The 24003-nt window shown below is 40.0% G+C and carries 24 protein-coding genes; 5 read left to right on the top strand and 19 right to left on the bottom strand.

All coding sequences use genetic code 11. From position 1 onward, the window contains the following. Positions 1-114: 114 nt before the first annotated feature. Complete coding sequence (locus FTT88_RS00250) at positions 115-1026, bottom strand: LysR family transcriptional regulator (protein ID WP_078188530.1); 912 nt, start codon at positions 1024-1026, stop codon at positions 115-117. 279 nt (positions 1027-1305) lie between these two features. Here FTT88_RS00250 and FTT88_RS00255 point away from each other — a divergent pair, with 279 nt between their 5' ends. Further along, entirely contained in the window at positions 1306-2220 is a 915-nt protein-coding gene (locus FTT88_RS00255; protein WP_180055915.1) for a LysR substrate-binding domain-containing protein, read from the top strand. Positions 2221-2531: 311 nt separating this feature from the next. On the opposite strand, the gene map is transcribed toward FTT88_RS00255, so the two are convergent. Then, positions 2532-3326 (bottom strand): type I methionyl aminopeptidase, encoded by a 795-nt coding sequence (gene map, locus FTT88_RS00260; protein WP_180109183.1) that lies wholly within the window; start codon positions 3324-3326, stop codon positions 2532-2534. Between the two features lie 349 nt (positions 3327-3675). Here map and brnQ point away from each other — a divergent pair, with 349 nt between their 5' ends. Both brnQ and FTT88_RS00270 read left to right on the top strand, forming a co-directional pair. Next, positions 3676-4968, top strand: a complete 1293-nt coding sequence (brnQ, locus tag FTT88_RS00265) for a branched-chain amino acid transport system II carrier protein (RefSeq protein WP_180173563.1) — start codon at positions 3676-3678, stop codon at positions 4966-4968. A gap of 558 nt (positions 4969-5526) precedes the next feature. Then, a complete protein-coding gene (locus tag FTT88_RS00270; protein ID WP_078188534.1) occupies positions 5527-5763 on the top strand; it encodes a hypothetical protein in 237 nt (78 codons plus the stop codon). A gap of 274 nt (positions 5764-6037) precedes the next feature. Here FTT88_RS00270 and FTT88_RS00275 read toward each other — a convergent pair whose 3' ends face one another. After that, positions 6038-6499 (bottom strand): hypothetical protein, encoded by a 462-nt coding sequence (locus tag FTT88_RS00275; protein ID WP_180026270.1) that lies wholly within the window; start codon positions 6497-6499, stop codon positions 6038-6040. 174 nt (positions 6500-6673) lie between these two features. On the opposite strand from FTT88_RS00275, the gene FTT88_RS00280 reads away from it, so the two are divergent. Together FTT88_RS00280 and FTT88_RS00285 are read left to right on the top strand one after the other, a co-directional pair. Continuing rightward, positions 6674-7534, top strand: a complete 861-nt coding sequence (locus FTT88_RS00280; RefSeq protein WP_180173564.1) for an alpha/beta fold hydrolase — start codon at positions 6674-6676, stop codon at positions 7532-7534. Positions 7535-7749: 215 nt separating this feature from the next. Continuing rightward, positions 7750-8235 carry an Lrp/AsnC family transcriptional regulator gene (locus tag FTT88_RS00285; protein WP_078188537.1) on the top strand — a complete coding sequence of 162 codons (486 nt, stop codon included), beginning with the start codon at positions 7750-7752 and terminating at the stop codon, positions 8233-8235. Positions 8236-9457: 1222 nt separating this feature from the next. Here the strand turns inward: FTT88_RS00285 and FTT88_RS00290 are convergent. From FTT88_RS00290 to FTT88_RS00365, 16 genes are all read right to left on the bottom strand, one after another. Then, entirely contained in the window at positions 9458-10231 is a 774-nt protein-coding gene (locus FTT88_RS00290) for an N-acetylmuramoyl-L-alanine amidase (protein ID WP_180173565.1), read from the bottom strand. Next, positions 10218-10508: a phage holin family protein gene (locus tag FTT88_RS00295; protein WP_180173566.1), complete on the bottom strand. Its 291-nt coding sequence runs from the start codon at positions 10506-10508 to the stop codon at positions 10218-10220. Before FTT88_RS00295 ends, FTT88_RS00290 begins: the two co-directional genes overlap by 14 nt. 51 nt (positions 10509-10559) lie before the next feature. Beyond that, entirely contained in the window at positions 10560-11387 is an 828-nt protein-coding gene (locus FTT88_RS00300) for a LamG domain-containing protein (protein ID WP_180173567.1), read from the bottom strand. After that, the gene (locus FTT88_RS00305; RefSeq protein ID WP_180173568.1) at positions 11384-14176 is read right to left on the bottom strand and encodes a phage tail protein; all 2793 of its coding nucleotides are present in this window, start codon (positions 14174-14176) and stop codon (positions 11384-11386) included. The genes FTT88_RS00300 and FTT88_RS00305 overlap by 4 nt, the downstream gene beginning before the upstream one ends. After that, positions 14142-14363: a hypothetical protein gene (locus tag FTT88_RS00310; RefSeq protein ID WP_180004828.1), complete on the bottom strand. Its 222-nt coding sequence runs from the start codon at positions 14361-14363 to the stop codon at positions 14142-14144. Before FTT88_RS00310 ends, FTT88_RS00305 begins: the two co-directional genes overlap by 35 nt. After that, entirely contained in the window at positions 14360-14575 is a 216-nt protein-coding gene (locus FTT88_RS00315) for a hypothetical protein (protein ID WP_180113475.1), read from the bottom strand. Before FTT88_RS00315 ends, FTT88_RS00310 begins: the two co-directional genes overlap by 4 nt. Positions 14576-14577: 2 nt before the next feature. Continuing rightward, positions 14578-15678 carry a phage BR0599 family protein gene (locus tag FTT88_RS00320; RefSeq protein ID WP_180173569.1) on the bottom strand — a complete coding sequence of 367 codons (1101 nt, stop codon included), beginning with the start codon at positions 15676-15678 and terminating at the stop codon, positions 14578-14580. Next, complete coding sequence (locus FTT88_RS00325) at positions 15675-16817, bottom strand: hypothetical protein (RefSeq protein ID WP_180173570.1); 1143 nt, start codon at positions 16815-16817, stop codon at positions 15675-15677. Before FTT88_RS00325 ends, FTT88_RS00320 begins: the two co-directional genes overlap by 4 nt. 64 nt (positions 16818-16881) lie before the next feature. After that, complete coding sequence (locus FTT88_RS00330) at positions 16882-17307, bottom strand: hypothetical protein (RefSeq protein WP_180004830.1); 426 nt, start codon at positions 17305-17307, stop codon at positions 16882-16884. A 9-nt stretch (positions 17308-17316) separates the two neighbouring features. Beyond that, positions 17317-17712 (bottom strand): hypothetical protein, encoded by a 396-nt coding sequence (locus FTT88_RS00335; RefSeq protein ID WP_180004831.1) that lies wholly within the window; start codon positions 17710-17712, stop codon positions 17317-17319. Between the two features lie 121 nt (positions 17713-17833). Further along, positions 17834-21331 carry a tape measure protein gene (locus FTT88_RS00340; RefSeq protein ID WP_180173571.1) on the bottom strand — a complete coding sequence of 1166 codons (3498 nt, stop codon included), beginning with the start codon at positions 21329-21331 and terminating at the stop codon, positions 17834-17836. Positions 21332-21392: 61 nt separating this feature from the next. After that, complete coding sequence (locus FTT88_RS00345; RefSeq protein ID WP_180173572.1) at positions 21393-21908, bottom strand: hypothetical protein; 516 nt, start codon at positions 21906-21908, stop codon at positions 21393-21395. Between the two features lies 1 nt (position 21909). After that, the gene (locus FTT88_RS00350; protein WP_180173573.1) at positions 21910-22323 is read right to left on the bottom strand and encodes a hypothetical protein; all 414 of its coding nucleotides are present in this window, start codon (positions 22321-22323) and stop codon (positions 21910-21912) included. A gap of 80 nt (positions 22324-22403) precedes the next feature. Next, positions 22404-23069, bottom strand: a complete 666-nt coding sequence (locus tag FTT88_RS00355; RefSeq protein WP_180173574.1) for a hypothetical protein — start codon at positions 23067-23069, stop codon at positions 22404-22406. A gap of 92 nt (positions 23070-23161) precedes the next feature. Beyond that, positions 23162-23629 carry a DUF2335 domain-containing protein gene (locus FTT88_RS00360; RefSeq protein ID WP_180004836.1) on the bottom strand — a complete coding sequence of 156 codons (468 nt, stop codon included), beginning with the start codon at positions 23627-23629 and terminating at the stop codon, positions 23162-23164. Positions 23630-23643: 14 nt separating this feature from the next. After that, positions 23644-23865 (bottom strand): hypothetical protein, encoded by a 222-nt coding sequence (locus tag FTT88_RS00365; RefSeq protein ID WP_180004837.1) that lies wholly within the window; start codon positions 23863-23865, stop codon positions 23644-23646. Positions 23866-24003 lie beyond the last annotated feature (138 nt).

Consider the following 24003-nt stretch of genomic DNA (forward strand, 5'->3'; position numbering starts at 1 on the left):
AGGCTCATTACTTTTCAAGATTGAACCTATTTTTTTATATACAGGATGTTTTACTTAATAGGTAACTTAAAAATTAATTTCAAAATCAAATTGTTTTTAATGTTAAAACAAGTGTTAGAAAACCCGACGATCGTATTCAATTGCTTCCAAATCATACACTTGGTAGACGCAGTCAAATAAAGGACGCGCCAATTCGCCTTCATCATCATTCCGCACAATCAAATAAATTTGGCTAATGGCGGCACTGTCCGATAATTTCACATAATTCACATGCCTAAACTGCATAATTTGGACAGATTCAGGAACAATACAAATGCCTTCGCCCGCAGCGACCATACCCAGTGATTGCTGCAAATCTGCTTGAGTATTGAAGCGTTTCGGCTCCATCCCATATTCTAAAAATAAAGACTTGATCAGCGTTGCATAACTTTGACCATCCGTTGCTGGATAGATAAAAATCTGCTCATCTTTGAGATTATTTAATGCAATCTGCTGCTGTGAAGATAAAGGATGGCTTGAATGCACCGCAACAATCAGAGGCTCTTCACGCAATAGCACACGTTTAACCGCCTGATCCGACACTCGAACTCGGCTAAAACATGCATCAACCCGACCTTCTTTTAATGCCTGAATCTGATCGACTGCACTCAGTTCAATTAAATTTACATTTAAGTGTGGATATTGCTGACGGAACAAATAAACAATTCGAGGTAATAAACCACAGAGTAGCGAACCGCCATAACCGATATTAATCGTGCGTTCAGTAGCACTGGCCCGCTGCGTAATGAGCTTAATTTCTTCTGCATTGGAAAGTAATTTCACGGCTTGCTGATAAAAGAAACGGCCAATGGTGGTGGTTCTCAAAGGACGGCTGCCACGCTCAAAAAGCTGTGCACCCAACTCTTCTTCTAAATTTTGAATTTGACGACTTAAAGGAGGTTGAGCAATAAATAGCTTTTCAGCAGCCTTCGTAAAACTCTGTTCTTCTACAACGGCGACAAAGTAACGTAAATGTCTTAATTCCATGACATTGTCCTTTAATGTCGAATTTCTTTCATAATGGTCTTTTATTTGAATATATCAGGACGACACTCAAATCACATCCTTCAAATTCGGTTATTTAAAAGATGTATACACCACATTTATTGTTTGGTCATGCTAATGTGAAACGATTACAAGGTTAACCCGACTTTAGTCTTGGCAATTTTGCTCAAACTTCTCACATGAAAAACTACAAAACGTGATTGACTTCATGAAACAATTCAAGTTAATTAGCAAAATCGTTGCAAATATGGAATAAGAACAGTGCTGAGTGATCTAGATGATTTTTATTGTTTTGCCCAAGTGGTCGAACATGGTGGTTTTAGTGCAGCAGAACGTGCAACTGATATTCCAAAATCAAAACTAAGTCGTCGGGTCTATAACTTAGAAGAACGTTTAGGTGTCCGCCTGATTCAACGTAGCTCACGACATTTTGCTGTTACAGATATTGGTATGAATATCTATCGCCATGCACAAGTCATGATGAATGCCGCTCAAGCCGCACACGATTTGGTTGATCATCTCAGCACACAGCCGCGCGGCTTAATTAAAGTCAGCTTACCTGTTTCCATCGCGCAAAATGAAATGACCAAAATTTTGCCTGAATTTTTAAAGCAGTACCCAGAAATTAAAGTGCAAATGATGGTGACCAATCGCCGCGTAGATATCATTAATGAAGGCTTCGACCTTGCGCTGCGTGTACGTTCAAATCTAGACGATGACCCGAATTTAGTCATTCGTAAATTTGAAACGATTGAGCAGCACTTATTTGCCAGTCAGGCCTATCTGAATAAATTTGGTGAACTCAAACAGCCCGAAGACTTATCACAACATCAAATATTAAGTATGGCGGATGAGCATCTCGATCAACATATTATTGTGACCGATGCACAGCAGCATCAGAAAAAAATTAAAGTCAACCCAACGGTAATGGGCTCTGACCTATCGATGTTAGCTGCACTAGCCTGCCAAGATTGTGGCGTGGTGTTATTACCCGACAGTATTGTGTCCGATCATGTGAAATCAGGTGCTTTGGTTCATGTATTACCTGAATGGAAAGCTGCACATGGTATTTTCCATGCTGTATATCCATCTCGTCGTGGCTTATTACCGGCTGTACGTGTTTTCATTGATTATTTAGTTGAAAAACTCAGCCAACATGAACACGCTAAATTTTAGGCAAAAAAAAGCTTACCCATGTGATGGGTAAGCGAAAACTTAAAAACTAAGAAACTACAGCAGAATCTGTAATCATATTATATAAATAAAATACATCTTTATTAAATCGTTAATAGCTCTAACTGATTTTCAGAGTTATAAGCAAAACCTTATAAATTAAGCTATAGAGAAAACCTCTTAGTCTTAAAACCTATAACGCTCATACACACTACAACTTATTAGACTAAAGTCAAAAAATATACACTTGTACAATTTAATTTAACTTCAATCCTTTAGATACAGCAGATTCAGGATTAAATTCGCGATTTAGCTTAGATTGCAGGATATGTACCTGTACCTTCTGGCCATGGAGATAGCAACTCAAAACCACTATCGGTTACAACCACCATATGCTCCCACTGTGCAGATAAAGAGCGGTCTGCAGTAATCACTGTCCAGCCGTCTTTTAATTCTTTAGTTCGCGCTTTACCGCTGTTGATCATCGGCTCAATGGTAAAGACCATGCCTTTTTTTAGAATTACACCTTGACCCGGTTGACCATAGTGTAAAACGCTCGGTTGCTCATGATAAACCTTACCAATCCCATGACCACAGTATTCACGTACAATGCTGTAGCCTTCACGATGAGCAACTTGTTGAATGGCATAACCTACATCTCCCAATGTTGCTCCCGGTTTAACTGCATGAATCCCAGCAACCATGGCCTCGTAGGTAGTTTCGACTAACTTTTTAGCCGCAGGTGAAACTTCACCCACATAGTACATACGACTGGTATCACCAAAATAACCATCTTTAATGATGGCGACATCAATATTGATAATGTCGCCATCTTTCAATACGGTTTCTTTCGAAGGAATACCATGACAAACCACTTCATTCGGTGAAATACAGGTGGTTTTGGTATAGCCATAGTAGCCAACATTGGCAGGAATCACTTTAAGTGTATTGATGATAAAATCATTACAGATATCGTCCAAATATTCAGTCGTCACGCCCGGCTTGACATACTCCCCGATCATCTCTAAAACCTGAGCAGCTAAACGACCTGAAATGCGTAATTTTTCAATATCTTGCTCGGTTTTAATCGTGATTTTGGAAGCTTTCATCTGAATATCCTCAAATTTGAATACACCGAATTATAGACCTTTTAGATTTTTTTTGTTTTATTCAGCCAATATTTCTGCATTTATTCGGCTTATAGCATCCTATTTAGTGCTGAAAATTAGAACAATTGATTTATATCTGATAAATCTTAATAGCTAAACTTATTCCTATAAAAATTTTATATACAATAAATTTCTTTTATTTATCATAAATATAAATAAAACATTATTTTATCTGTCAATATATTCATGATTCGTATTATAAAAACTATCTATACGATTTATAAATTTTGCTCCAAAAACGAGCTTAATTGCACTAAAATTGCCTTTTTTCACAGTTCATCTCCCCTTTATGACAAGTCTTCGTACACGGGATATTGTTGCCTTAGGTTTTATGACCTTTGCACTGTTTATTGGTGCAGGTAACATTATTTTCCCACCAATTGTCGCACAGCAAGCGGGTGAACATGTTTGGTTAGCTGCATTTGGTTTCTTAATCACCGCAGTTGGCCTACCTGTCATCACGATTATTGCTTTGTCGCGTGTAGAAGGTTCTATTCAAGTTTTAAGTTCACCTCTGGGTAAAGCAGCCAGCATTATCCTTACTGTCGCGTGTTACTTAGCTGTTGGACCTTTATTTGCAACACCTCGTACAGCTACCGTTTCTTATGAAATTGGTTTCTCTTCTTATTTTGGTAACAGCGCAAACAGTCTGCTGTTTTATAGCGTGATTTATTTTGCATTAGTGACCATTGTTTCACTTTATCCAAACAAAATTTTGGATACTGTGGGTTATTTCCTTTCACCGCTCAAGATCTTAGGTCTCATTGTACTGGGTATCTCTGCGTTCTTTATCCCTGCTGGTGTAATTCCGCCTGCAATTGGTAACTACGTGGCTGCACCAGTTTCTGAAGGTGTGGTCAATGGTTATTTAACCATGGATACTTTAGGTGCTTTAGTTTTTGGTATCGTGATCGTAAAAGCCATTACTTCACGTGGTGTAACGGATAGTAAGCTCGTCACCAAGTATGCTGTCATTGCCAGTATTATTTCAGGTATTGGACTTACACTGGTTTATATCAGCTTGTTCAAACTCGGTATGGGCAGCCATGATATTGCTCCAAATGCAACAAATGGTGCAGTGATCCTGCATGCATATGTACAACATGCATTTGGTGATATGGGCGCTTATTTCCTATCTGCAATGATCTTTGTTGCATGTATGGTTACCGCGATTGGCTTGACCTGCGCATGTGCTGAATATTTCTCAGAATTGACTAAAATTCCATACAAAGTTTTTGTGTTCATTTTAGTTGGTTTCTCACTGCTGATTTCAAACTTAGGTTTAACCAAACTCATTGCAGTTTCAGTGCCTGTTCTAAGTGAGATTTATCCACCTGCGATTGCAGTTATCCTACTTAGCTTCTGCTCTAAATGGTTTATTTCACCATCAAGAGTTATTGCGCCTGTTACCGCATGTGCGTTTATTTTCGGTATTTTTGATGGTTTAAAAGTGGCTGGTTTCGAAGATGCACTTCCAAGCTTTATTGCCAATCTACCGCTTGCTCAACAAAATTTAGCATGGCTGATCCCTTCTACGATTGTGCTGATTATTGCTGCTGTAATTGACAAAGTTAAAAAATAACCTTTTTTGACCTGTCTAAAATCGGAGTTTTACCCGAATGACGATTTTACCTGTGACCAATAATTGTCGAGTTTTACCCAAACTGACATTTATTTGTCCTACTACAGCGCAATAATCCTAAGTCATTGAACTTTTAAATAAAGTTTTATTTTCATGATGAGAAAAAAAGCCAGCCCTTTGGCTACAAAATATAATAATAGTTAAAATACAAATACTTTCTGCAAAATACACCGTACACAAACTCCATGATTAAGCTCGATTCAGACTGTAAGCTAGGCGGTTTCGTGTCATAAAGCCGATATACCCGTGTTGGTATATATATTGCTTATTCATACATAGATATTATGCATCGACCATTTTACTCACCAGTCAACACCTTTAGATTCATAATATTTAGTATATGAATAAAATGATTATTCTTATACGATGATCTAACATAGTTTTATGACAAAATAATGACATTTACTATTGAAATACTTCTAGTTTCGAAGTACAACAGTAGTTCAAACCTGACCAAAATCATGGGTTTTGGCTAAACAACAACAAGGAGGGGTGGAGATGTTATCAGTACATTTCAAAAAGCAATTCTTCATTAACGCTCTGAAGGCAAATAAGAACATGGTGACCTATACAAGCACCACTATTGCTCTCATGCTGACACTACTTATTCAAGGCTTAATACAAGGAAATTTAAGACCTGAATATTTTGCTTATGCGCTTATTGTCTCTGTAGCCTTTTATTTATGGGCAGTCATTGACCACAAATATCGAAAGCAAAAATCAACAGAATTTTAAGTTAGAAGATGGATGAGGCATCATCCATCTTGAAAAAAGAAAAGATGCCACCCCTACCTTCTCGATCATTCAATCCATTTTAAATAACAATAAAAATAATCCCTAAAATAACCAGAAAATCATCAGCCTTTTCTCATAAATTTTCAATTCTGCAGAACTTAAAATTTTGTTTATATAAATTCTTCTACCGAACAATCGCCTGCACTTTAAAAGCTTTTATCTCCTGATTAGCCTCCAATCTAATTGGTACTATTTATGATTGATACTACTTTGCTTAAAACCAAAATTTAACGATGACTCCAAAGAGCAATCCGAGTGTTGCAATTAACTCACCAATCACCAATCCAAGCATTGCCATACTCATCATCCATTTAGGCAAATGCCATTTGCCTAAGACGTGTGGCACTTTAAATTGATTGGTGGTATCGGCTAAATAGCCATGCAGTACATAACTTAAAATCGAAAAGCTAAAAAAGAACAGATTGATGATTACAAACAGTAAATTGAGTGTATGTGGAAGTGCTGAAAAATAGGCCAATACCGCCAAAATGAGTGTCGCTGGGGCGTATAACAAACTGCTCCGATGTGCTATATCGACATAATAATGCGCACGTGCTAGTTCAGAATGTCTTATTTGTGCATATTTCCACACCCCCGTGAGCATACCTACCCATAAATAAATCCCACTAAAAACTATCGCAATTTTTACTGCACTTGAAAGTTGAAATATATCCATTTTTAATTCAAATCCATTGTTCAATTATACGCATTATTTTTATCTGTATTTCTTCTCCAATAATACTTACTTCTAACCTATTATGACATGACTTTAGAGTCATACTCTTTTCAAGTTTCTTTTTGGAACTTGTTTAAATTAGTGACATCGGAATACATCCATAAAGTTTGAATCATGTCATCATCTGAAAAACTCACGATTCATTGCCAAGACGGCTATCCACTGAGTGCGCGCTTTTATCCACACCAGACAGAGCTAAAACAGGCTTTACCTGTGTTGATTTGTCCAGCCACAGGCATTACCAAGCAATTTTATAATAGTTATGCAACATGGTTAAGCCAACAAGGCTATGACGTTTTAGTTTTTGATTTTCGTGGTATTGGTGAGTCGCTACACAGCCCTTTAAAACAATCGACAGCAAGTATTGTGCAATGGGGGGAGCTAGATATCCAAGCGGCAATCGACGCTTTGATCAGTAAAACGCAGGCGCCTAAAGTCATATTACTCGGTCATAGCGCAGGCGGACAACTATTAGGCATCGTGCCAAATTATGACAAAGTTGCCAAAGTGGTTGCTGTTTCTGGCTCTACAGGTCATATCAAAGATCTTAAAGGTCGCACCAAGCTTTTAGCTCCAGTGATGTTTAATGTGATCTTCCCGATTGCACGCTATACCATTGGCTATGGCCCGACCAATGCAATTGGCATGGGTGAAAATTTGCCAAAAGATGTAGCTCGTGAATGGGCTGAATTTTGTAGCAAACCTGGTTATGTCATCAATGCCTTAGGCAAAACTGTTCAGCATGATTTTCATCAACAAGTGAGCTGCCCGATCACTGCCGTATGGAGCTCTGATGACGAAATCGCCACGGAAGCCAATGTCAAAGACTTGCTGCGCTTATACCCGAATGCTTCGACTCAAATGATTGAGTTAAAACCGAAAGAAACAGGTCATAAAGCCATCGGACATATGTTGATGTTTAAATCATCACATCAAAACTTATGGCCGATCATTGAACAACAGTTACACGCTTAAGTTTTGCCACTCAGTCAGTAATCCGGCTGAGTGGTCTTTTTATGGTCTGCACAAGATTTTCTACTTATAGATTCAATCACACTACCTAACACCTTACATAATTTATTTTTCTATCTTTAAAATCTGCACTGAAAGTCCAAGTGTGCTTATTTTCTTCAGCCGACCATTGCAAAAAATGATATAACTATTTTTTCTCAATTATATTCTATTTTGGCATGAGTGAAGCACGACACAACCTCGACAGAATTGATCGCTTAATATTATCCGCATTAAGAGAAGATGGACGACTCACCATAGCCCAGCTTTCTGAACGTGTTGGTCTCTCCTCTTCGCCGTGTTGGACACGCTTAAAGCGTCTAGAAAATTTAAAAATTATCGACGGCTATACAGCCAATATCAATCCAAAATCGATTGGGATCAATGAATTATTCTTTATTGAAATCACATTAGAACGTCACGATGATGAAATTTTAGATCAATTTAGTGAAACTTTAGCCAATATGCCAGAAGTGGTAGAGGCACATTTAGTCACTGGCGATTATGATTATTTGGTGAAAGTGGCGGTTAAAAATGCTGAACACTATGAGCGTTTTTTGCGTAAAAACTTATATTCTATGAAAGGTATACGCCATACACGCTCTATTTTTGCGCTACGACAATTAAAATCTGCCAGCAGTGCTGACCTTATGATGATTGAGTAATGAGCCAATATAGATCTAATCTATAAGATGACTTTAAAATTTAAGGGCAATTGAATGCAGCACTCAATTGCCCTATTTATGCGGTCTAATCTATAAAGCCATCTTTATTCAATTTTTTATCTGTCAAATTCTCACTATATGATTTTAGTGAAATGAGCAGATTTCTTGACAATGCATCACGATCGGTTTTTCCGGAAACAAGCCGGATTCTCTGCCAATTTACTCAGCAATTTTTTCAATTTTATGTTTTAATACACGCAGTATGAGATGAGCCTTATATGAGTATCACGCGAGTGATACGACTAGCCCCTAACCATGGGGCTTTTTATTGTCTAAAAACAAATACTTATAAATAACTGGCGAAAAACTGGCGTAATCCTAAAGTTATCCACAGCTAACAACTTCTTGTTTATGCTTATTATATCACTCATCTTGAAATAAAAAGAATGGATGGAAAAATGAAAACATGGACCTACTTTTACATAGAGCACACGATAAAGAATGGAAGGATTTTTAGGAAGGAATCCGGGTGGGCTTTGATGTTGAACAGTGATTTCAATATGACTTTGATAAGAGTGTGAATATGCAACAGTATCTAGATTCAATAAGGCTTTCTTTGGTCACCAATAACTATTTTGGAGCTATTGCTATGGCCCTTACTTTACCCGATATCTGTTCCTCAATAGAGGCTCAAAACAATAAAACAAATGGAGATAAATATTGCGATTAGTTTAATAGGTATTTATCTCAGAAATATACTATTCCTGCTGATGAATGGAGTGAGGAAAAAGTTCTTTTTAGCGCCAAAGAGTGCTATGCAGCACGATGTTCTTTTTTGCATCAAGGCACAAATTTAACAAGTCATCAACGAATTCTTCAGGGAATTGAGAAAGCTGCGCCCTCTGTTAGTTTTATGAAAGGTACATTGATATCTCAGGTTTCTCGAAATGATCACAAGGTAACATTGGATGTGGATAATTTTTGCCAGAACATGATAGGTGCTGTAGAGAGGTGGATCGAAGACAATAAAAGCAATACAACTATATGCGATAAAATTTCAGAATTACCTAATGTTTATATAGGAACAGAAAATCTTCCTTTTGCTTACACTTTTGCCCCGCGATGACATCCTTAAAGAGCCTTCACACATATCCCCACATTCACATTCGTCGTAATAGAATGAGCTGTGCAGCCTGATAGTAGGATGCACAGCGTTAAAGCCTTAATTGCGCTTTTCATAATCGATCAGCACTTTGGCCACAGCCTTAGCAGCCAACCAGTAACGCGCATTGAATCGGGCAAGTTCGTCTTCATTGGAAATAAAACCAAGCTCTACAATCAAACCACCAGCATTGATAAATCCAAGTTTGCCGCGAGCTGACTCTGATTGATCAATCCAACCATCCTGTCCACGCAACCGAGATCCAAATACATTGGCCACAGCTTTAGATAATTTTTGAGCCAAGATTTTATCTTTGGGAAGTGCAATTGTCTCAATACCATTTGCTTGTTTCGATGCCGCAGCATTCATATGGAATTCAATTGCGATCGATGCGCCTTTCGCCAATGCGATAGCATTTGTAAGCGGGAGATTAATTGTTCCTGCGCCATCGGTTTTATAAGACAGACCTGCAGCTGCAAGATAGTGAGCGACAGCATTTCGAAACTGACGCACCAATTCAGCTTCTTTATATTTGCCGCTGACAGCACCCGGATCTGCATTGCTATGCCCTGCAGTAATTGTCACAAATTGATTTACATCATGTAGCTCAGGCTGCTTTTTCAGACGTGCAAGCACTGTGGCCACACCAATAAAGATGCCAACCCACTCTGCAATGTTTTCAGGAACCTTGTTTTTTAGTTCCTGTGGAATGACATTCCAGATATTTAAAAATTGCTCTGAGAATAAAATCAGGGCATAAAAAAAGGCGCTTAATGCGCCCACTTGTACTGACTTAAGTTTCCAAGCCTGCTTCCAGTTATCAATTAGTTTCATCGCTCACCTTATCAATTTTCTTACTTACGAAATGCGTGCCTTTGTAGCCAACAACTGATGCAAAACCCACTGAAATGATTTCAGGAAAGCCTAGCCATGTTGTCAGCGACCAAAAGCCTACTGCAAAAAATCCACACATAAACGCTTCAAGCCAATCGGCCTGCCCTCGTTTCTTAGCGGTACGAAATAAAGCCATTAAAAAAGCCATCACGAACGATGCAATGGCTGTATAAAAAGGGCTTACTGATTCAGCGACTTGTTTAGAAAAGTCGTCCATTAAATTCCCCTAATTTTTGGCATAAAAAAAAGCACCCGAAGGTGCCGTTGATTAGACCTGATAAGTAATTTGGAAGTTGCTGTTATACACTGGTTTACCTTTTGTTATTCGAACTTTACGAATAGATCCACTTGCGTACACATTATTTTCCCAGTTTTTACCAATAAATAGAGGTTGATTTGAGCCAAAGTTCGTTGAACCTATCGGCCATGTTTTCACCAAAGTACCATCTATAAAAAGTCTTAAGTTTGCCCCACTTCTTGACATTGCTAAGTGATGCCATGAGTTATTGTTGTTTACCGGAGTGTTAGTGTTAATCCATGTATCTCCAAGTCTAAAATAAACAGCAGTTGGATAGATAAACAACGTGCCAAACAAACTTGTTGGTTTTGCTAAATCAACAAACACTCTACCCGTTGTAACTGATGATGGAATTTTATAAGCAAACTCTATACAGAAATCACCAGTTCCGAAACCAAAGTTTGAATTTGCTGCACTAGAAATAGCCGAACTTACCCCGTTAAATACGGCCGCATCTTCCAAAAAATTTACGTTACTTGGTGTATGTATTTGTGGGAGCAAGCCTCGGTCAATAACATCATTTTTTAGTTCTAAGTAAGTGACTGCATACTCAACCCACGTACTCGTACTGACTTGGATCTCACTACTGATTTTTTCAATACCCGCACTTACAGCACCAAATCTAACATAATAAAGCTTCTCATTTTCTACAGTGTTATCTACATATGAAAAACCTGTTATGTTGGTCGCAACCGCTGGAGGCATAGCTGATAAATTCATCGGTGCTTCAGAACGATAATAATTCACTGAATGAAATAAACCATCTATCACATAATTAAATTCAACTTCTACACTCATGTTCTTCTCACTGTAAATACTATGTCGTATGGCGCACTAAAAAAAGTACTTAATTCGACCGTGTGTACAATGGCATTAATGCATTCATATCCATCTCGCACGGTTTTCAGCGTGATCTCAATTGACCGCACATCTGCTTGCATTGATGAAATCGGCATTGTGTAGCCTGTGGTGCCTGTAACATTTGCGTTAGTTGTCGCTAATTCCACATTATTTTCATCAAATTGCGTCAAAGTAAGATGCGTTTGTGTATTTGGCTCAATTTGAACACCGCAATCAACCCAACCAAGGATTTCACCACCAGTTTGCTGTAAGCGGTTGCGATCTACCCAAGTTAAAACCAAGTCTGTTTCAATTTCAGCTGGATAATACTCACCATTGATTTTCACGTTCGCCGGCGGATATGGGCGATATGCTTCACCGTTTAGCGTAATTAAATGAGCAGTGGCCAACGCAGCCGAAAGCTGCGCAGAGCTGGTATTTGTCAGTACTTTCGCATTCACGATTTCACCTGCGTAGTAGTCCGTATTGTCTACCGCAAGCCATTGATCGCAGAAATACAGCCGCGCCTCTGCTGCATGTAGCGCAGGAACAGTGCCAAGCACGCCGCGTTTCACCGTGACTGTATTTGCGATAAGATCAATTGCGGTAACAGCAAGCTTTTCGTCATCAAGTAACAACCATTCATTTAGTTCAATCAAATCAAGATCTGTGCCGTCTTTAATTGAAAGTACAGTCTGCATGCGGTCAATACCGGCACTTAAAAGCGCAGATGGACAATAGTCCAATGTTGCTTTTGTGCTATAGCTTCCCTGCCCAGTTTGCACATCCGCATTAATTGAATTGCGCTGATGCCGCGCCGCAATCACAGCAACTTTTGAAAGCGTTGGATCAGCAGCAAGCTCCGCATTCACTTCTGACTCGCTTGCTAATTGCACAGCATCAAAATACGGCAGCTCAATCACACGGACAGTTGGATTGTCTTGCGGTGGCTGAATTGCAGGGTTTTCTACAGGTGGCACATATGGTGCTACCGAGTTCATCGGCGTGCTGAATACATCCTCGATCGCTTCAATTTTTACACTGAGATCATGCGCATCCCCATAATCAATAGACTTAACACGCATAACCGCACCAGTAACGCCATGCGCACTCCAGTTCCAAGTAAAAGCATCACCAACAGACAGCTTGCGGCCAAAATCAGGATGCACTTCATTCAAAGTAACTAATTTCAGTGGGCTAGAAAGCGCATGCAAATCACGCTCTGCCGCACGATATGCGGTGGCTGCATTGGTAAAGCCATCGTATTCAACAGGCTTATTCACTAAACCGTTTTGCGCAATACGCGCGGGATCTTGTGCGGTTGATGTCGCATTTTTACCGGTTTCTTTATTCCAGTATGTCACAGTGACTTGATTGACCTGCTCTGCTGCAGTACGAATTTCATAATCTGAAATTGAACGCACATTGGACTCATCTAGCACAACCAAAGATTCTGCTTCATAGTCATCGCGAATCAGTTTTAGCGTCCATTTATTTGTCTTCTTATCAACAAAACAAGACGCATCAATATGCTCGCAAATTAGATTAATAATGTTTTGAATCTGCCCCTCATCATCAAAAACAATGCTCATATACATGTCTTCAATTTTTAAGACACGCCAAGCTTCAAGGAATGAATCTTTATCAAGCATTGATTCAGGTTGACCTAATCCCCACTGGGCATTTGTGATGCAGAGCCATAACATGTCAGCTGGATTCATATCTGGTTCACCAGTGCGAATACCAAACCACGCTTCTTCATTAATTAATGTAGACCCATCATCAGTCCAAATCCACGGACACAACAATCCGCCACCTAGCTTGACATCTTCACGCACCCAATTGTCTTCCGGTGTATTGTCTAAACTTGACAAAGCAATATGGTGCGGTAAATCAGCATTGTTGGCGCTCGCAATAAACTGAGTGTATAAACAAAAATGCTTAACTGCGTTGAAGTGGCTCTGCGCTGTTGCTGTATGCGATGCTCTAACATCCTTCCCATCTGCAATAATGACAAATGTATTGCGCGTCGCTTCTGCGTTTTTAGAAAAAAATGAATACCCTGTGATCATCATTTCTGAAAATGAATTGCCACTCACCTGGTCTTTATATGCAATAAAATCCCCAAATTCACCCGCATCACTGACCTGAAAATCAATAAAATCTTTATAGGTCACAGTTGCGTCAAATGCGATAATGCGAACATTTAAAACACAGTTGTAGTAAGTTTCTTTAAAAAAAACTAAGGTATTAACAATACTTGAAAGTGTATTCTTTAAGCGCACAAAGTCTTGCATTGATAGTGATTTTGAGCAGTCAAAAGCAAATACAAAATTTGAAGGAACATTGGTGATATTAGAGTTAATGCCGCCAACATGTGAAATGCGGTATTTCCAATCCTTCATGTAGTTTTGATTGCCAATATAACCCTGCTTCCAAACAAAAGAACTAACGCCACGGTACGCAGGTACATTCCCCTTACCTAGAACCGACTCAAGATATGGGTCAGGCTTTTGATCTGGTGTGCCGATGTAATAGTTAAAATTGCCTGCAACACCACCACCAGAGTCATCACCACCAAACAAGTAAGGCTTTGAAATTCTACTAGATTCATTACCCACCCCGCCGTACCATGCTTCTTTGTCTTCCACCCAAATTCTGCGCAGATATGCACCCGCATGTGCAAGCACGGCATGGAATCCGACAGAATATTTATACCCAACTGTCTGTTTCTTTCCGCTGCTCATTTTCTTCCACCTTTGCTATCTCTACGACTCTTAAAGCCATCGCATCATTTGTATCAATCAATTTTTGCGCCTCAATTCCGTTTGCTAAAAAGTCTTGCCAATCCCAATTTCTGGCATTAAAAAAGGGCTTTACACCCTCTTTCCTGCAATACCCAGCTGCTCGCATATGTCGAATATAAATTCTCATTTCTTAATCGCCTGACTTTTTTGATCACCAAACCACACCACACTACCCTTCACATCACGCGTACCTAGCACTACTTTATTGGTCACCCCCTCTTCGGCAGTAGTAACCTCCACATCTTGTGCTGACATTCTGTTTTGCTGGCCACGCATCATCGCAAAGCTGACAATCAGCGAAACAACCATGGCAACTGCTGCATAAATCAGTAAATTCATCGCTAGATCACCTGCCGCTCAAGTGGGTTGTCGGTCGGCACAAAAGGGAAGCCGCCATAATTTGGCATGTTTCCGTAGGCCTTGCAGGCTGTCGGTGTGCGCATGCAGCCGGGGTAGAGCGTTACATATGGAATTGCATCTTTTGTGGCTTGTAATTCGGTTTCAGTCACAGAAAGCGTTGCTGTTTTGTCTGAAACTACCGTTTCGGCTTGCAGTTTTTCAACTTGCGCCAGTGCTAGCGCATCTATCAAATCTTGATAATTTGGATCATCAGGACCAGCGTTATCAACTACGGTTTGTGCGTCAATTTCAGCTTGTGTTTTGATTACTAAGTCTTCTTGTGCGTTAATCAATTCAGTTTGAGCCGTATCAAAAGCCAATTGTTTTTCATCAATGGCTGCAAACAAAGCTGCAAGCTGAACATCTTCGATCACATATTTAGAGAAGCTGTCATAACGGCGCTTCAGAATCAGCGAATTCTGCTTGCTTTCATCAATAGTGATCAAGACACCGGTTGGATCTGCAATCATTCCAATCTTGAAGTAATTGTCTGCGTACGACTCAAGATCACGCAGCACAACACTCAACTTATCAATGCTTTTGATTGTAGTTTTTACTGCATAATCATCTTTATTCAGTTGACACTCATTACTGAATACGCGATACGGACACGGCCCCTGAATTTTACGCGTAACAGCATTGCGGCCCACTTTTGTATATTCAGTTTCAAACTGCAGCTTGATGCCGTCACTATTTGGCTTCACTTTGACCAAACGGCCTGACCAGAATTGATTGAATGTTGTGCCCTCATACGCAAACATTTCAACAGTCGTCAACTCTTCAAGTTCAGAGCGTGAGAGATTTTGTGCAAGCTCTGACTGTAAAGAAAATTCAATATCCATGACTTCTTTTTCAAGTGTTGTGCCTGATTTGTGCCGACCACGCTTGATGACATGCGGCTCAAATGAATAGCCCAGGTGTTCAATAAATGCATCACCATTGGTATAAGCACGAACCACAGCACCGGTTTTAAACAGATAAAGCTCACGTCGGGCAATCGTTTCGCGACCATTGCCCAGCACTCGCTTAAAAAATTGCATCATGGCTCTATCTCCAAAATTGAAACTGAAGATTCAGTGATATTTCCGCCCTTGTACTGAATATCAGTAGAATCGTTATTTAGGCGATGTAGGCCCAAATAACAGATCATTTGAATGCTTGCCGCAGGCTTATTCAGAGCTGGTGAAATGGTCAGTCTCGTATTAACACCATTTTTTACTGCAGCAGTGATTGTGTGTGCAGTCCAAATGTCATTTGCTTTAATCGCAATATGCTTGCGATGCGCAGCAAACTCCAAATACTGGTTAGATTCAACATCCAGTACAGCAGCTACATTGCCTATGCTTTTTACATAGAAATTACGCTCAAAAGTCGGAAGCCAGAATGATCTAAACATGCCGAGCCGTCTAAACAGAAACTGGCGGTATTCAAATAGTTCTTGTTGATTTTTCATCAATGAGCGCATCGGCTTGCCATATTTTGCATGCAGCCAATTTGTGTGCTGGTCAATCGGGCCAAGGCCAAAATCAACTACAGTTTGGTGCTGCAGCACAGTAACATTCAGTGAATCCCCCTCAAGCAGAAGGCGCTTAAAATATATATCTTGACCCAGAAACTGCACTGGCGCCGGAGCATTTTTATAAGGCGCATCCAGCACCTGAAATTGCAGTTTAGGCTGACTCCAAACCGCATTGATCGGTGCTGAAACGTCGCCCAACAAAAAGCCCACTCGAAGTGGGCATATTGTAAAATTTTGCAGATCTATCGATTGATACAGCTTGAGTCCATCGCTACGCACCTCTTGAATTTCAACAACAATACGCTCATTGCCTTTTTTGATTAATGCAAGCGAATCTGGTCGATAATCATAAATTCCAGTATTACAGGCAATAAAATCACCCGATGCGGCGGGTATGCGCTGCCATTCTATGTCCACTGGCACAGCCCACTTTAAGCGCAGGCCGCCATAAAGCATATTAAAATTCTGAGCCATGGCTTTTCTTAATGCCACATAATCGATATTGAGCAACTGGGCTGCAGTTTCACGCAATGCGGTGCGCTGCTCTGTGCCGTTGTGTGATTCAAACATATATGTACTGAATGCCAGTGATTCAGACGATCCGACCAGCGTGCATTCAGTGAGCAATATCAATTCGCCAAAAAGTGTTGTTTGGATTTTCATATTGATCTCAAAATTTAGGTATTAAAAAACCGCCCAAAAGGACGGTTTTTATCTACTTGACTGTTTAGCAATGCGAATGTCTTGCATTTAGTGTTTTTCTAGCCTCATGCACAACTTTATTCATGTAGGCACTGCGGCTACTTGTATTTTGCTGAAACAATGCTGGTTCAATTTGCTTCTGAATATTTTTGTCTAATGTTTCAAACACATGAACAAATACATCCTCCCCATCTACAACAACCATATTTTTTTTTGGATAAATTTCAAGAACATGTTCTTTTTTATCCGCACTAGTAATGTAACTAACAAACTCTTCATTTTTAAGTAATGATTCAATGTATAAAGCCTCAGCTTGCTTTCGGCTCTTATACATCCTTCTACTAGTTAAAATTGACACAATTGCGAGACCAATCATCACGCCTGTTAGGATAGACATAATAATGCCTAGCAGGTCAGTATTTTGAGCGATAGATAGTAGAATATTTTCCATAAATCCCCCTTACTTTTGACCTAAAATCTTAAACGGCTGCAAGTCAACAACATGTCTATTATATCTTTCAATAATATGCGGAATAACAATCACTGCTAAAGCAATTTTTGATATCAGCATTGTATCAACTTGGAACTGATAAGTATTTTGGATTAATGTTACGCCATAAAGCATTGAGAAAATAATCCCAATCACAATACAAATAATAGCAATAATTGAATTTGTTGAAGATGCACCTATAGTCATTGCATAGATAGCAATAGTGATAGTAAGAGAACTCTTGGTTAATATCCCTGTGATTAACCACTCAACCACCAATGGTAGCAACGGTAGTGACATATGCACAATCAAGCACAGCAAGAACGCTGTCCAAGCATCATTAATTCCAGGGAATCTCTTAGCCATTGAAAATAATATAAGCAAAATTCAGAGCGAATGATACATACATTTACTTATATTTTATACATTTAGCTAAAAATTATTTATCCTGAGCCGCCAATATAGGGAGAAGCCCACAAAAGCGGGCTTACGCAATACCCAGTGCTGCTTTAAAGTCAGACGGATTCGCTTTAATCAAATTGAGTACTGTTTGCCCTCCAACTGGACTGCGGATATACCCACCTACAAGGTCATCACGGTCAACCTGATTGATGATTGTGAGCTGCTGGGCCTGCTGATCTCCCGCACCAGCCCTTACATTCGCCTGAGCCTGCCTTTCTGCTTGCACGTTTGCGCCACGTTCAATCGCATCCACAGTACCCATGCCGACACGGTAAGTGTCTCTAGGGGTTACTAGGCCGCCGTCAGAATACCCTTTAGGTGGTTGTGATGTACGCATTGCCTCAACCACGTTCACACCACCCCAACGCTTGATATCTTCTTGCGACCAAACCACCTCGCCTTTATGTACAATGCCCGCTGGATCAAACTTGCCACCACTACCAGTGAAACCCCCAGTGGCAAAACTCCCCATTGAAACATTTTTAATACTTGCTGCTTGAGCAACCTGTAATGCAGCTGCTGCCGCACCGATTGCTGGAGCTATGTATGGACCAATATAAGGAGTGCCAACAACCGCATCATATGCTTTTGAGTATGCTTGCGGAATATTCAACATAGCTTGTGCTACAGCAAAAGCCTTCTGTGCTGCAAACAACACAGCATATGTTTTAGAGTTTTCATCCACCAGTTCAGCAAAACCACCAAACATCCCCTCCATATAACTTGCTGTGGACTTTGCTTGTAGTTGCAACTTGGCGTTCTGATACTCCTCTTCGTTAATTAAGTCATTTTCACGAGCTTTTTGAAGTACCTCGAATTGCTGGATTAAAGGATTTTCCTCAAAACCCATTACACCCATATAGTCGCGCATAAGTGATTTTGTTAAATCGCTTTCATCTTGTTTTTGATTAAACTGAGATGCAGATAACCTGCGGGCCTTTTCTCCATCAGAAATATTCGCAGTCTTGATGATTTCCTCTCGCTCCAGTTCATATCGCTTTCTAATAACATCCATTTCTGAATACATCGCCTGTTCAGCTTGGAAGATGCGCTGCTCTTTGGCAAGTTTGATGAGGCCGAGTTCGTGTTGGTATTGATCTTCTGCCGACTGAAGGGCTTGATTTTTAAAATCATCATTCATGTCGCTATCAAGCTGAATCATCAAGTTGTTAACTGTCTTTTTCAACTCCAACTTGCGCTCTTCTGATAGGTTCCATGCACTCACATTTTCGGTAAGTTGCGCAACATAAAGTTTCTTCTCTAGTTCAGCGCGATACTTGGCGTTTTCAATATAACCAGCTGTATCTTTAGGGCTGAAGTTTGCTTTTTGAATATCAGCAATTTCATTCTGCAAATCCTTCTCGATTTTTAAAATTCGATCAGCATTTTTGTAGTAAATACTTTCTCTGAGATTGAATTGCTCCTCAGCCAAACGCTCAGTCTCTTTAGCGCCATTTTTTTGCTGAGATAGAGTCGCTTTGGATGCTTTGGCTGACTCTCTTTTAGCATTAGCAATTGCATCCTCAGAGGCTTGTAGTTTTTTATTTGCAGCAATATTCATGTCAATAATCTGAATATCTTTTGCTGAAACCTTCCCTCCATTTTCAAAGGCTGCTTGTGATGCCATTTTTGCACGCTCAATATCCCAACCTTTAGCAATTAGCTTGTTGGTCATAATTGTTTGTGCGGCACCCTTTTGCAGGTTTGAAATATACTTAGACTGTGCATCTGCTGCTGCGTTCGCTGCATCAGCATTGTTATACATAGCATTGGTATTATCATTTACTTTACCAACGGCATTAGATGCAGCATTACCAGATAAAGTAACCTGCTGACCTAAAGTTTTTTGAGCATCTGCATTTTGCTGGGCTTTTACCCTAGCCTCCTCGTAACTCTTAATTAAATCCAAACCTTGGGATTTTTGCTCAGGTGTTAATAGTTTTAGTTTGTTCAATCTCTCGATAGCATCAGCTTGTGACATCAATCCTTTGTGCACCTGATCTGAGATTTCACGGACCTCTTTATTGCCAGCATTCGCGTTTTTAACTGTGCGAATAAATCCATTAAACGACAAGTTCAACTTATTCAATTTGTCGTTCTGGTCTTCAAATGATGCCGCCAAATCATCTTTAGCAACATCAAGCTGAACACCTTTTAGAGCCAAAAGTTCTTCCTTGGTCTTCTCAGCTACCTTGCCTTGTTCTTCAAGTTTTGCATTTGCTTCTGCTGTGCGTTTTTGAAGATACATGTAGCCTGCAGTTAATGCAGCCACACCGATTGTGATTGCACCAATTGGGCCGCCAACCAAACCAAGCAACATTGCTCCGCGTGAACGACTAGCATTTAGTGCATTTTCAGCAGCAGTTTGAGTTACTACGGCTGCTGTGCTCTGCTTAACGGCAATATTGTGTGCAATCTCAGCTTGAGTCAATCGCATGGTTGCCGCTGCACGTGCTTGGCGCGTTGTGGCACTATTAAGCTCCTGACGAGCTAGATTGATTTCAGTAAGTGCTAATGCTGCTACTTGACGAGTACGTTGCACCTCCACCGCAGCCAATTGAACTTGCGACTCTAGTGCTGCCAAATCTGCTGCTCTTCGAGCCATTGATGCGGTGACCGAACCATAAATCGCCACTGTCTGAGTAACAATAGTCTTGGTTAGCAAAGCCACACCGCCAACCACCGCAATGCCTGCAATAGCATCAAGATTGTTAGCTAGTATTTGAATGCCACTAGCTAAGGTCGTTGCAGCACCCGAAGCTTTACCAGCTTCACCTGTAAATTTAGTGACTTCATTGCTTAGCAGCTGAAGCGACTGACCTATTGTTACATCGGTTTTTGCAAATAATTCATCTACTGATTGCTTTGATTTTGTTAGTGCATCAACAAGGACTTCACCAGTAATTTTACCTTCAGCAGCCACAGAGCGGAGTTGCCCGACTGTAATACCCATACCCTGAGCAATTGCTTTGGCTAAAGCTGGCGTTTGTTCAAGAATCGAGTTGAGCTCTTCACCACGCAATGTACCAGAGGCCAACGCTTGACCAAATTGAGTTAATGCTGCTTCAGCTGCTTGAGTGCTTGCACCTGAAATTGCAACAGCTTTCGAAACTGTTTCTGTTAATTCGGCTGTTTTAGCCATATCAATTTTTAGTGTTTTCGCATTATCACTAAAGCGCTGATAAACCTGAATCACAGAATCCCATGATTGGTAGGACTTTTGAGCAATAACGAAAGTATCACTCATTGCTAGATTTAATTGCTCTTGCGAATCTGTAACTAGTTTCAACCTATTTTGCATGCCAGTATAGGCATCCATTTTTGCTACTGCCGCACCTACAGTTAGTAGTCCTGCCATGTGCCCAGCAAGTTGACGGGTAGCTACAGACACACTATCCATAGAGCGCGACGCGTGTGTACCGTTTCTATCAATATTTTCAAGCTCTCTACCAATGGCTTGTGCGTTGCGTAAAGCATTGCGGGAGTCAATCTCAATCACTAAACGGCTTAGTTGTGTGGTCATTTTGCGTTCCTGCAGGCAATAAAAAACCCCGCATAAAGCGAGGTTGGTTTGATTGTATTGACTAGAGCTTTTTGTACTCTTCTAGCATTTCATTGTATTTTTCAGTAAATCCAGTTAAGTCGGTTTCACCATCTTGATTATATTCATAAGGCCATTCTTTATATCGTGTGTAAGCAACTTTCCCTTTTTTCAATTGCTCAATAACTTTTTGCGGGGTGTTGCTCGATCCTTCATAGCCATAAATTGGAGCATTGTTATCAATTTTTATGGCACTTTGAGTGTGTGGAAAGTGATTTCGCCCAACATAAACACTATAGCGACCATCAAAAATACTAACCATTATATTGCTGTGAGATTTATTTAAAGAGCAACTCTTTTTGCCACTAAACTTATCTCTGGAACAACTATAGTTCCAGTCTAAGGGTGACCACTCTGGACGATATGTTTTATATTTTAATTCTATTAGCGCTTCTCTATCTGATGAGGCGTCATTATTGGCATCATTGGACACATATATTTTTTGTGCTTGCAAAGATGCACTTAAAAGAAATAAGACCAATAAAATGATTTTTTTCATACTATTTCACCAAATCCCTTATTGAAACGAAGTCCACTGATTGAGCTTTCTTTAGGTTGTTCGAGAATGCACTAAAAGTAGAATTAATGTCAGCCCTTTTGTGGTAGGTGGATAGCTTTTTCTCCAAGGTGGTTAGTGGGCGCTTTGCTTTAAAATTTGTCGCATAAGTATAAGAGATATGTTGTAGTGCCTCTAGATGCCTTCCCTCTAGCCTTAAAATATTTGCCATATCCTCATGTGGCGAAGAGTCTATAACTAGCGTATGTATTGCTGAGAACCGCTCCCTGTGAGCGTGCTTGAGGTATAATATTTTTTGATTACTCAAATGTCTCCAAGCATCATCAAACCTTTTTTCTTTTATTGCTATTTTGGCTGCTTTTTTTTCACTGGCAGCCTTACCCAAGTAGTCTTCCATACCCCACCCCAAATTTATAATTTAGAACAAGATACTAATTTACTGCACAAAAAGAAACCGCCACTTGGGCGGTTCTACTTTTAGAAGTTATATCGAATGCCGGCTTTGTAGGTAACGCCGTCAACATTTAAATCCGAGCTATTGCTTGAGATACACTGCCCAGCCACACAAGCTTCTGCGTCCTCATTAATAAGCCACTTGTAGCCCACATTCCCAAAAACATCTAGATTATTGTTAACTTTATGCCCCAATTCAAAGTGAATTGGTAGGGTTACATAAGTAAGATCTATTGATACATTGGCATCAAAGTCAGTATCGTAAGCGCTCTCATCTAGCCACGCATACCCAATGCCAGCACCAACCGCAGCATAGTTGTTTTGATTTTCTAAGACCTTATACTGCAACCCAGCCGAAATTTCGTGAAAATCCATTTCTGAAGCATCTTGGAATGCGTACTCCATATACAATGATGTTTTAGGCGCAATATATGTTCCAGCATTCAAAAAGAATCCATTAAAACGCTCATCCCCACCAAATTCGCTTGAGCCAATTTTCGATCCCGCATAACCACCTGCAAGTGACATCTGCCCATTAAATCCAACACCACTGGTGGTTGATTTGTTGTACGTGGTTTCTGCTTTTGAACCCATTGGTAATGGTTCGCCAGAATGCAGTATGATAGCTCTGTCAGCAGAAGCCAAAGATGAAATTAAAGATAAAGTACCGATTGCTAATAATTTTTTCATATTACCCCCTTAAAAGTAAGGTGATAAATTACTCAATTATTTGAAAAAAGTATATACAACTAAAAGAAAAACCACTCCGAAGAGTGGTTTGATTACTGGTTTTGAGGTGGTTTTGTACCCGAATCACTTGTGGATGGCATTTTTCGCAATACAAGGATCATTAAAATAATACCCAATGCAGAGAAAGCAGCTGTAGCTACCCATGGATAACCTCTATACAAAGCGTAGACTGCTACACAGAGAATCCCAAGACCAATGAGAACACCAAATACTAAACCAAGAAAAAATAACTTGGAGTTATTCTTCTGGTTCTCAATATTAGCTGTATTAATTCGGCTGTTTTCCACCATTTGATGGCGAGCCACTTCATGGCTAATCTTTTGCTCATTCTCGACAATTTGCATTAAACGACCAGCTAAACCCGGTTGAATTTCTTCGAAGGCTTTTACGAGTTCAGGGGGTGGATACGGAGAGTAACTCTCGGCCTCTTCGAGAGCTACCGAAACATCATTGCCATTTTTTGTTGCAACGCCACGCTTTGTTCTATTGTGTTGTGACATGAATTAAGAGACTTTTAGATTGAATTAAGTTCAGGGTGGGTGGTTTTGAGTTCACATGAAATCTGCTTGGTTCCGGATGTCATTCTTTTACCAACCACTTCCCAGTGTTTCGAAGCATTACCAACTGGTACATGCTCTTTGATCGAAACAGGCTCAACCGCCTTTACAGGAACACGAGGTGCTAATACAAAAGCAGCTATCATACCTTCTACAAAGTATTTCATACGCTTATTCATTTGATCGCCCTTTTCTTAGTTAATTGTCACAAAACTGTAATGAAAGTTCAGGTGACAAAAATACCCTAATATCTTTTGATATAAGGGCTTATTGGGGCATCTTATGCGATAACGCATAATGGGTCAATACGCTACAGA

Source organism: Acinetobacter sp. YH01024 (assembly GCF_013420195.1).
Taxonomy (GTDB): domain Bacteria; phylum Pseudomonadota; class Gammaproteobacteria; order Pseudomonadales; family Moraxellaceae; genus Acinetobacter; species Acinetobacter amyesii.

What these genes read in the sequence shown, in the direction of transcription:
- FTT88_RS00250 (WP_078188530.1), bottom strand. Translation starts at nt 1,026, where the DNA reads ATGGAATTAAGACATTTACGTTACTTTGTCGCCGTTGTAGAAGAACAG.
- map (WP_180109183.1), bottom strand. Translation starts at nt 3,326, where the DNA reads ATGAAAGCTTCCAAAATCACGATTAAAACCGAGCAAGATATTGAAAAA.
- brnQ (WP_180173563.1), top strand. Translation starts at nt 3,676, where the DNA reads ATGACAAGTCTTCGTACACGGGATATTGTTGCCTTAGGTTTTATGACC.
- FTT88_RS00270 (WP_078188534.1), top strand. Translation starts at nt 5,527, where the DNA reads ATGTTATCAGTACATTTCAAAAAGCAATTCTTCATTAACGCTCTGAAG.
- FTT88_RS00275 (WP_180026270.1), bottom strand. Translation starts at nt 6,499, where the DNA reads ATGGATATATTTCAACTTTCAAGTGCAGTAAAAATTGCGATAGTTTTT.
- FTT88_RS00280 (WP_180173564.1), top strand. Translation starts at nt 6,674, where the DNA reads ATGTCATCATCTGAAAAACTCACGATTCATTGCCAAGACGGCTATCCA.
- FTT88_RS00285 (WP_078188537.1), top strand. Translation starts at nt 7,750, where the DNA reads ATGAGTGAAGCACGACACAACCTCGACAGAATTGATCGCTTAATATTA.
- FTT88_RS00290 (WP_180173565.1), bottom strand. Translation starts at nt 10,231, where the DNA reads ATGAAACTAATTGATAACTGGAAGCAGGCTTGGAAACTTAAGTCAGTA.
- FTT88_RS00295 (WP_180173566.1), bottom strand. Translation starts at nt 10,508, where the DNA reads ATGGACGACTTTTCTAAACAAGTCGCTGAATCAGTAAGCCCTTTTTAT.
- FTT88_RS00300 (WP_180173567.1), bottom strand. Translation starts at nt 11,387, where the DNA reads ATGAGTGTAGAAGTTGAATTTAATTATGTGATAGATGGTTTATTTCAT.
- FTT88_RS00305 (WP_180173568.1), bottom strand. Translation starts at nt 14,176, where the DNA reads ATGAGCAGCGGAAAGAAACAGACAGTTGGGTATAAATATTCTGTCGGA.
- FTT88_RS00310 (WP_180004828.1), bottom strand. Translation starts at nt 14,363, where the DNA reads ATGAGAATTTATATTCGACATATGCGAGCAGCTGGGTATTGCAGGAAA.
- FTT88_RS00315 (WP_180113475.1), bottom strand. Translation starts at nt 14,575, where the DNA reads ATGAATTTACTGATTTATGCAGCAGTTGCCATGGTTGTTTCGCTGATT.
- FTT88_RS00320 (WP_180173569.1), bottom strand. Translation starts at nt 15,678, where the DNA reads ATGATGCAATTTTTTAAGCGAGTGCTGGGCAATGGTCGCGAAACGATT.
- FTT88_RS00325 (WP_180173570.1), bottom strand. Translation starts at nt 16,817, where the DNA reads ATGAAAATCCAAACAACACTTTTTGGCGAATTGATATTGCTCACTGAA.
- FTT88_RS00330 (WP_180004830.1), bottom strand. Translation starts at nt 17,307, where the DNA reads ATGGAAAATATTCTACTATCTATCGCTCAAAATACTGACCTGCTAGGC.
- FTT88_RS00335 (WP_180004831.1), bottom strand. Translation starts at nt 17,712, where the DNA reads ATGGCTAAGAGATTCCCTGGAATTAATGATGCTTGGACAGCGTTCTTG.
- FTT88_RS00340 (WP_180173571.1), bottom strand. Translation starts at nt 21,331, where the DNA reads ATGACCACACAACTAAGCCGTTTAGTGATTGAGATTGACTCCCGCAAT.
- FTT88_RS00345 (WP_180173572.1), bottom strand. Translation starts at nt 21,908, where the DNA reads ATGAAAAAAATCATTTTATTGGTCTTATTTCTTTTAAGTGCATCTTTG.
- FTT88_RS00350 (WP_180173573.1), bottom strand. Translation starts at nt 22,323, where the DNA reads ATGGAAGACTACTTGGGTAAGGCTGCCAGTGAAAAAAAAGCAGCCAAA.
- FTT88_RS00355 (WP_180173574.1), bottom strand. Translation starts at nt 23,069, where the DNA reads ATGAAAAAATTATTAGCAATCGGTACTTTATCTTTAATTTCATCTTTG.
- FTT88_RS00360 (WP_180004836.1), bottom strand. Translation starts at nt 23,629, where the DNA reads ATGTCACAACACAATAGAACAAAGCGTGGCGTTGCAACAAAAAATGGC.
- FTT88_RS00365 (WP_180004837.1), bottom strand. Translation starts at nt 23,865, where the DNA reads ATGAATAAGCGTATGAAATACTTTGTAGAAGGTATGATAGCTGCTTTT.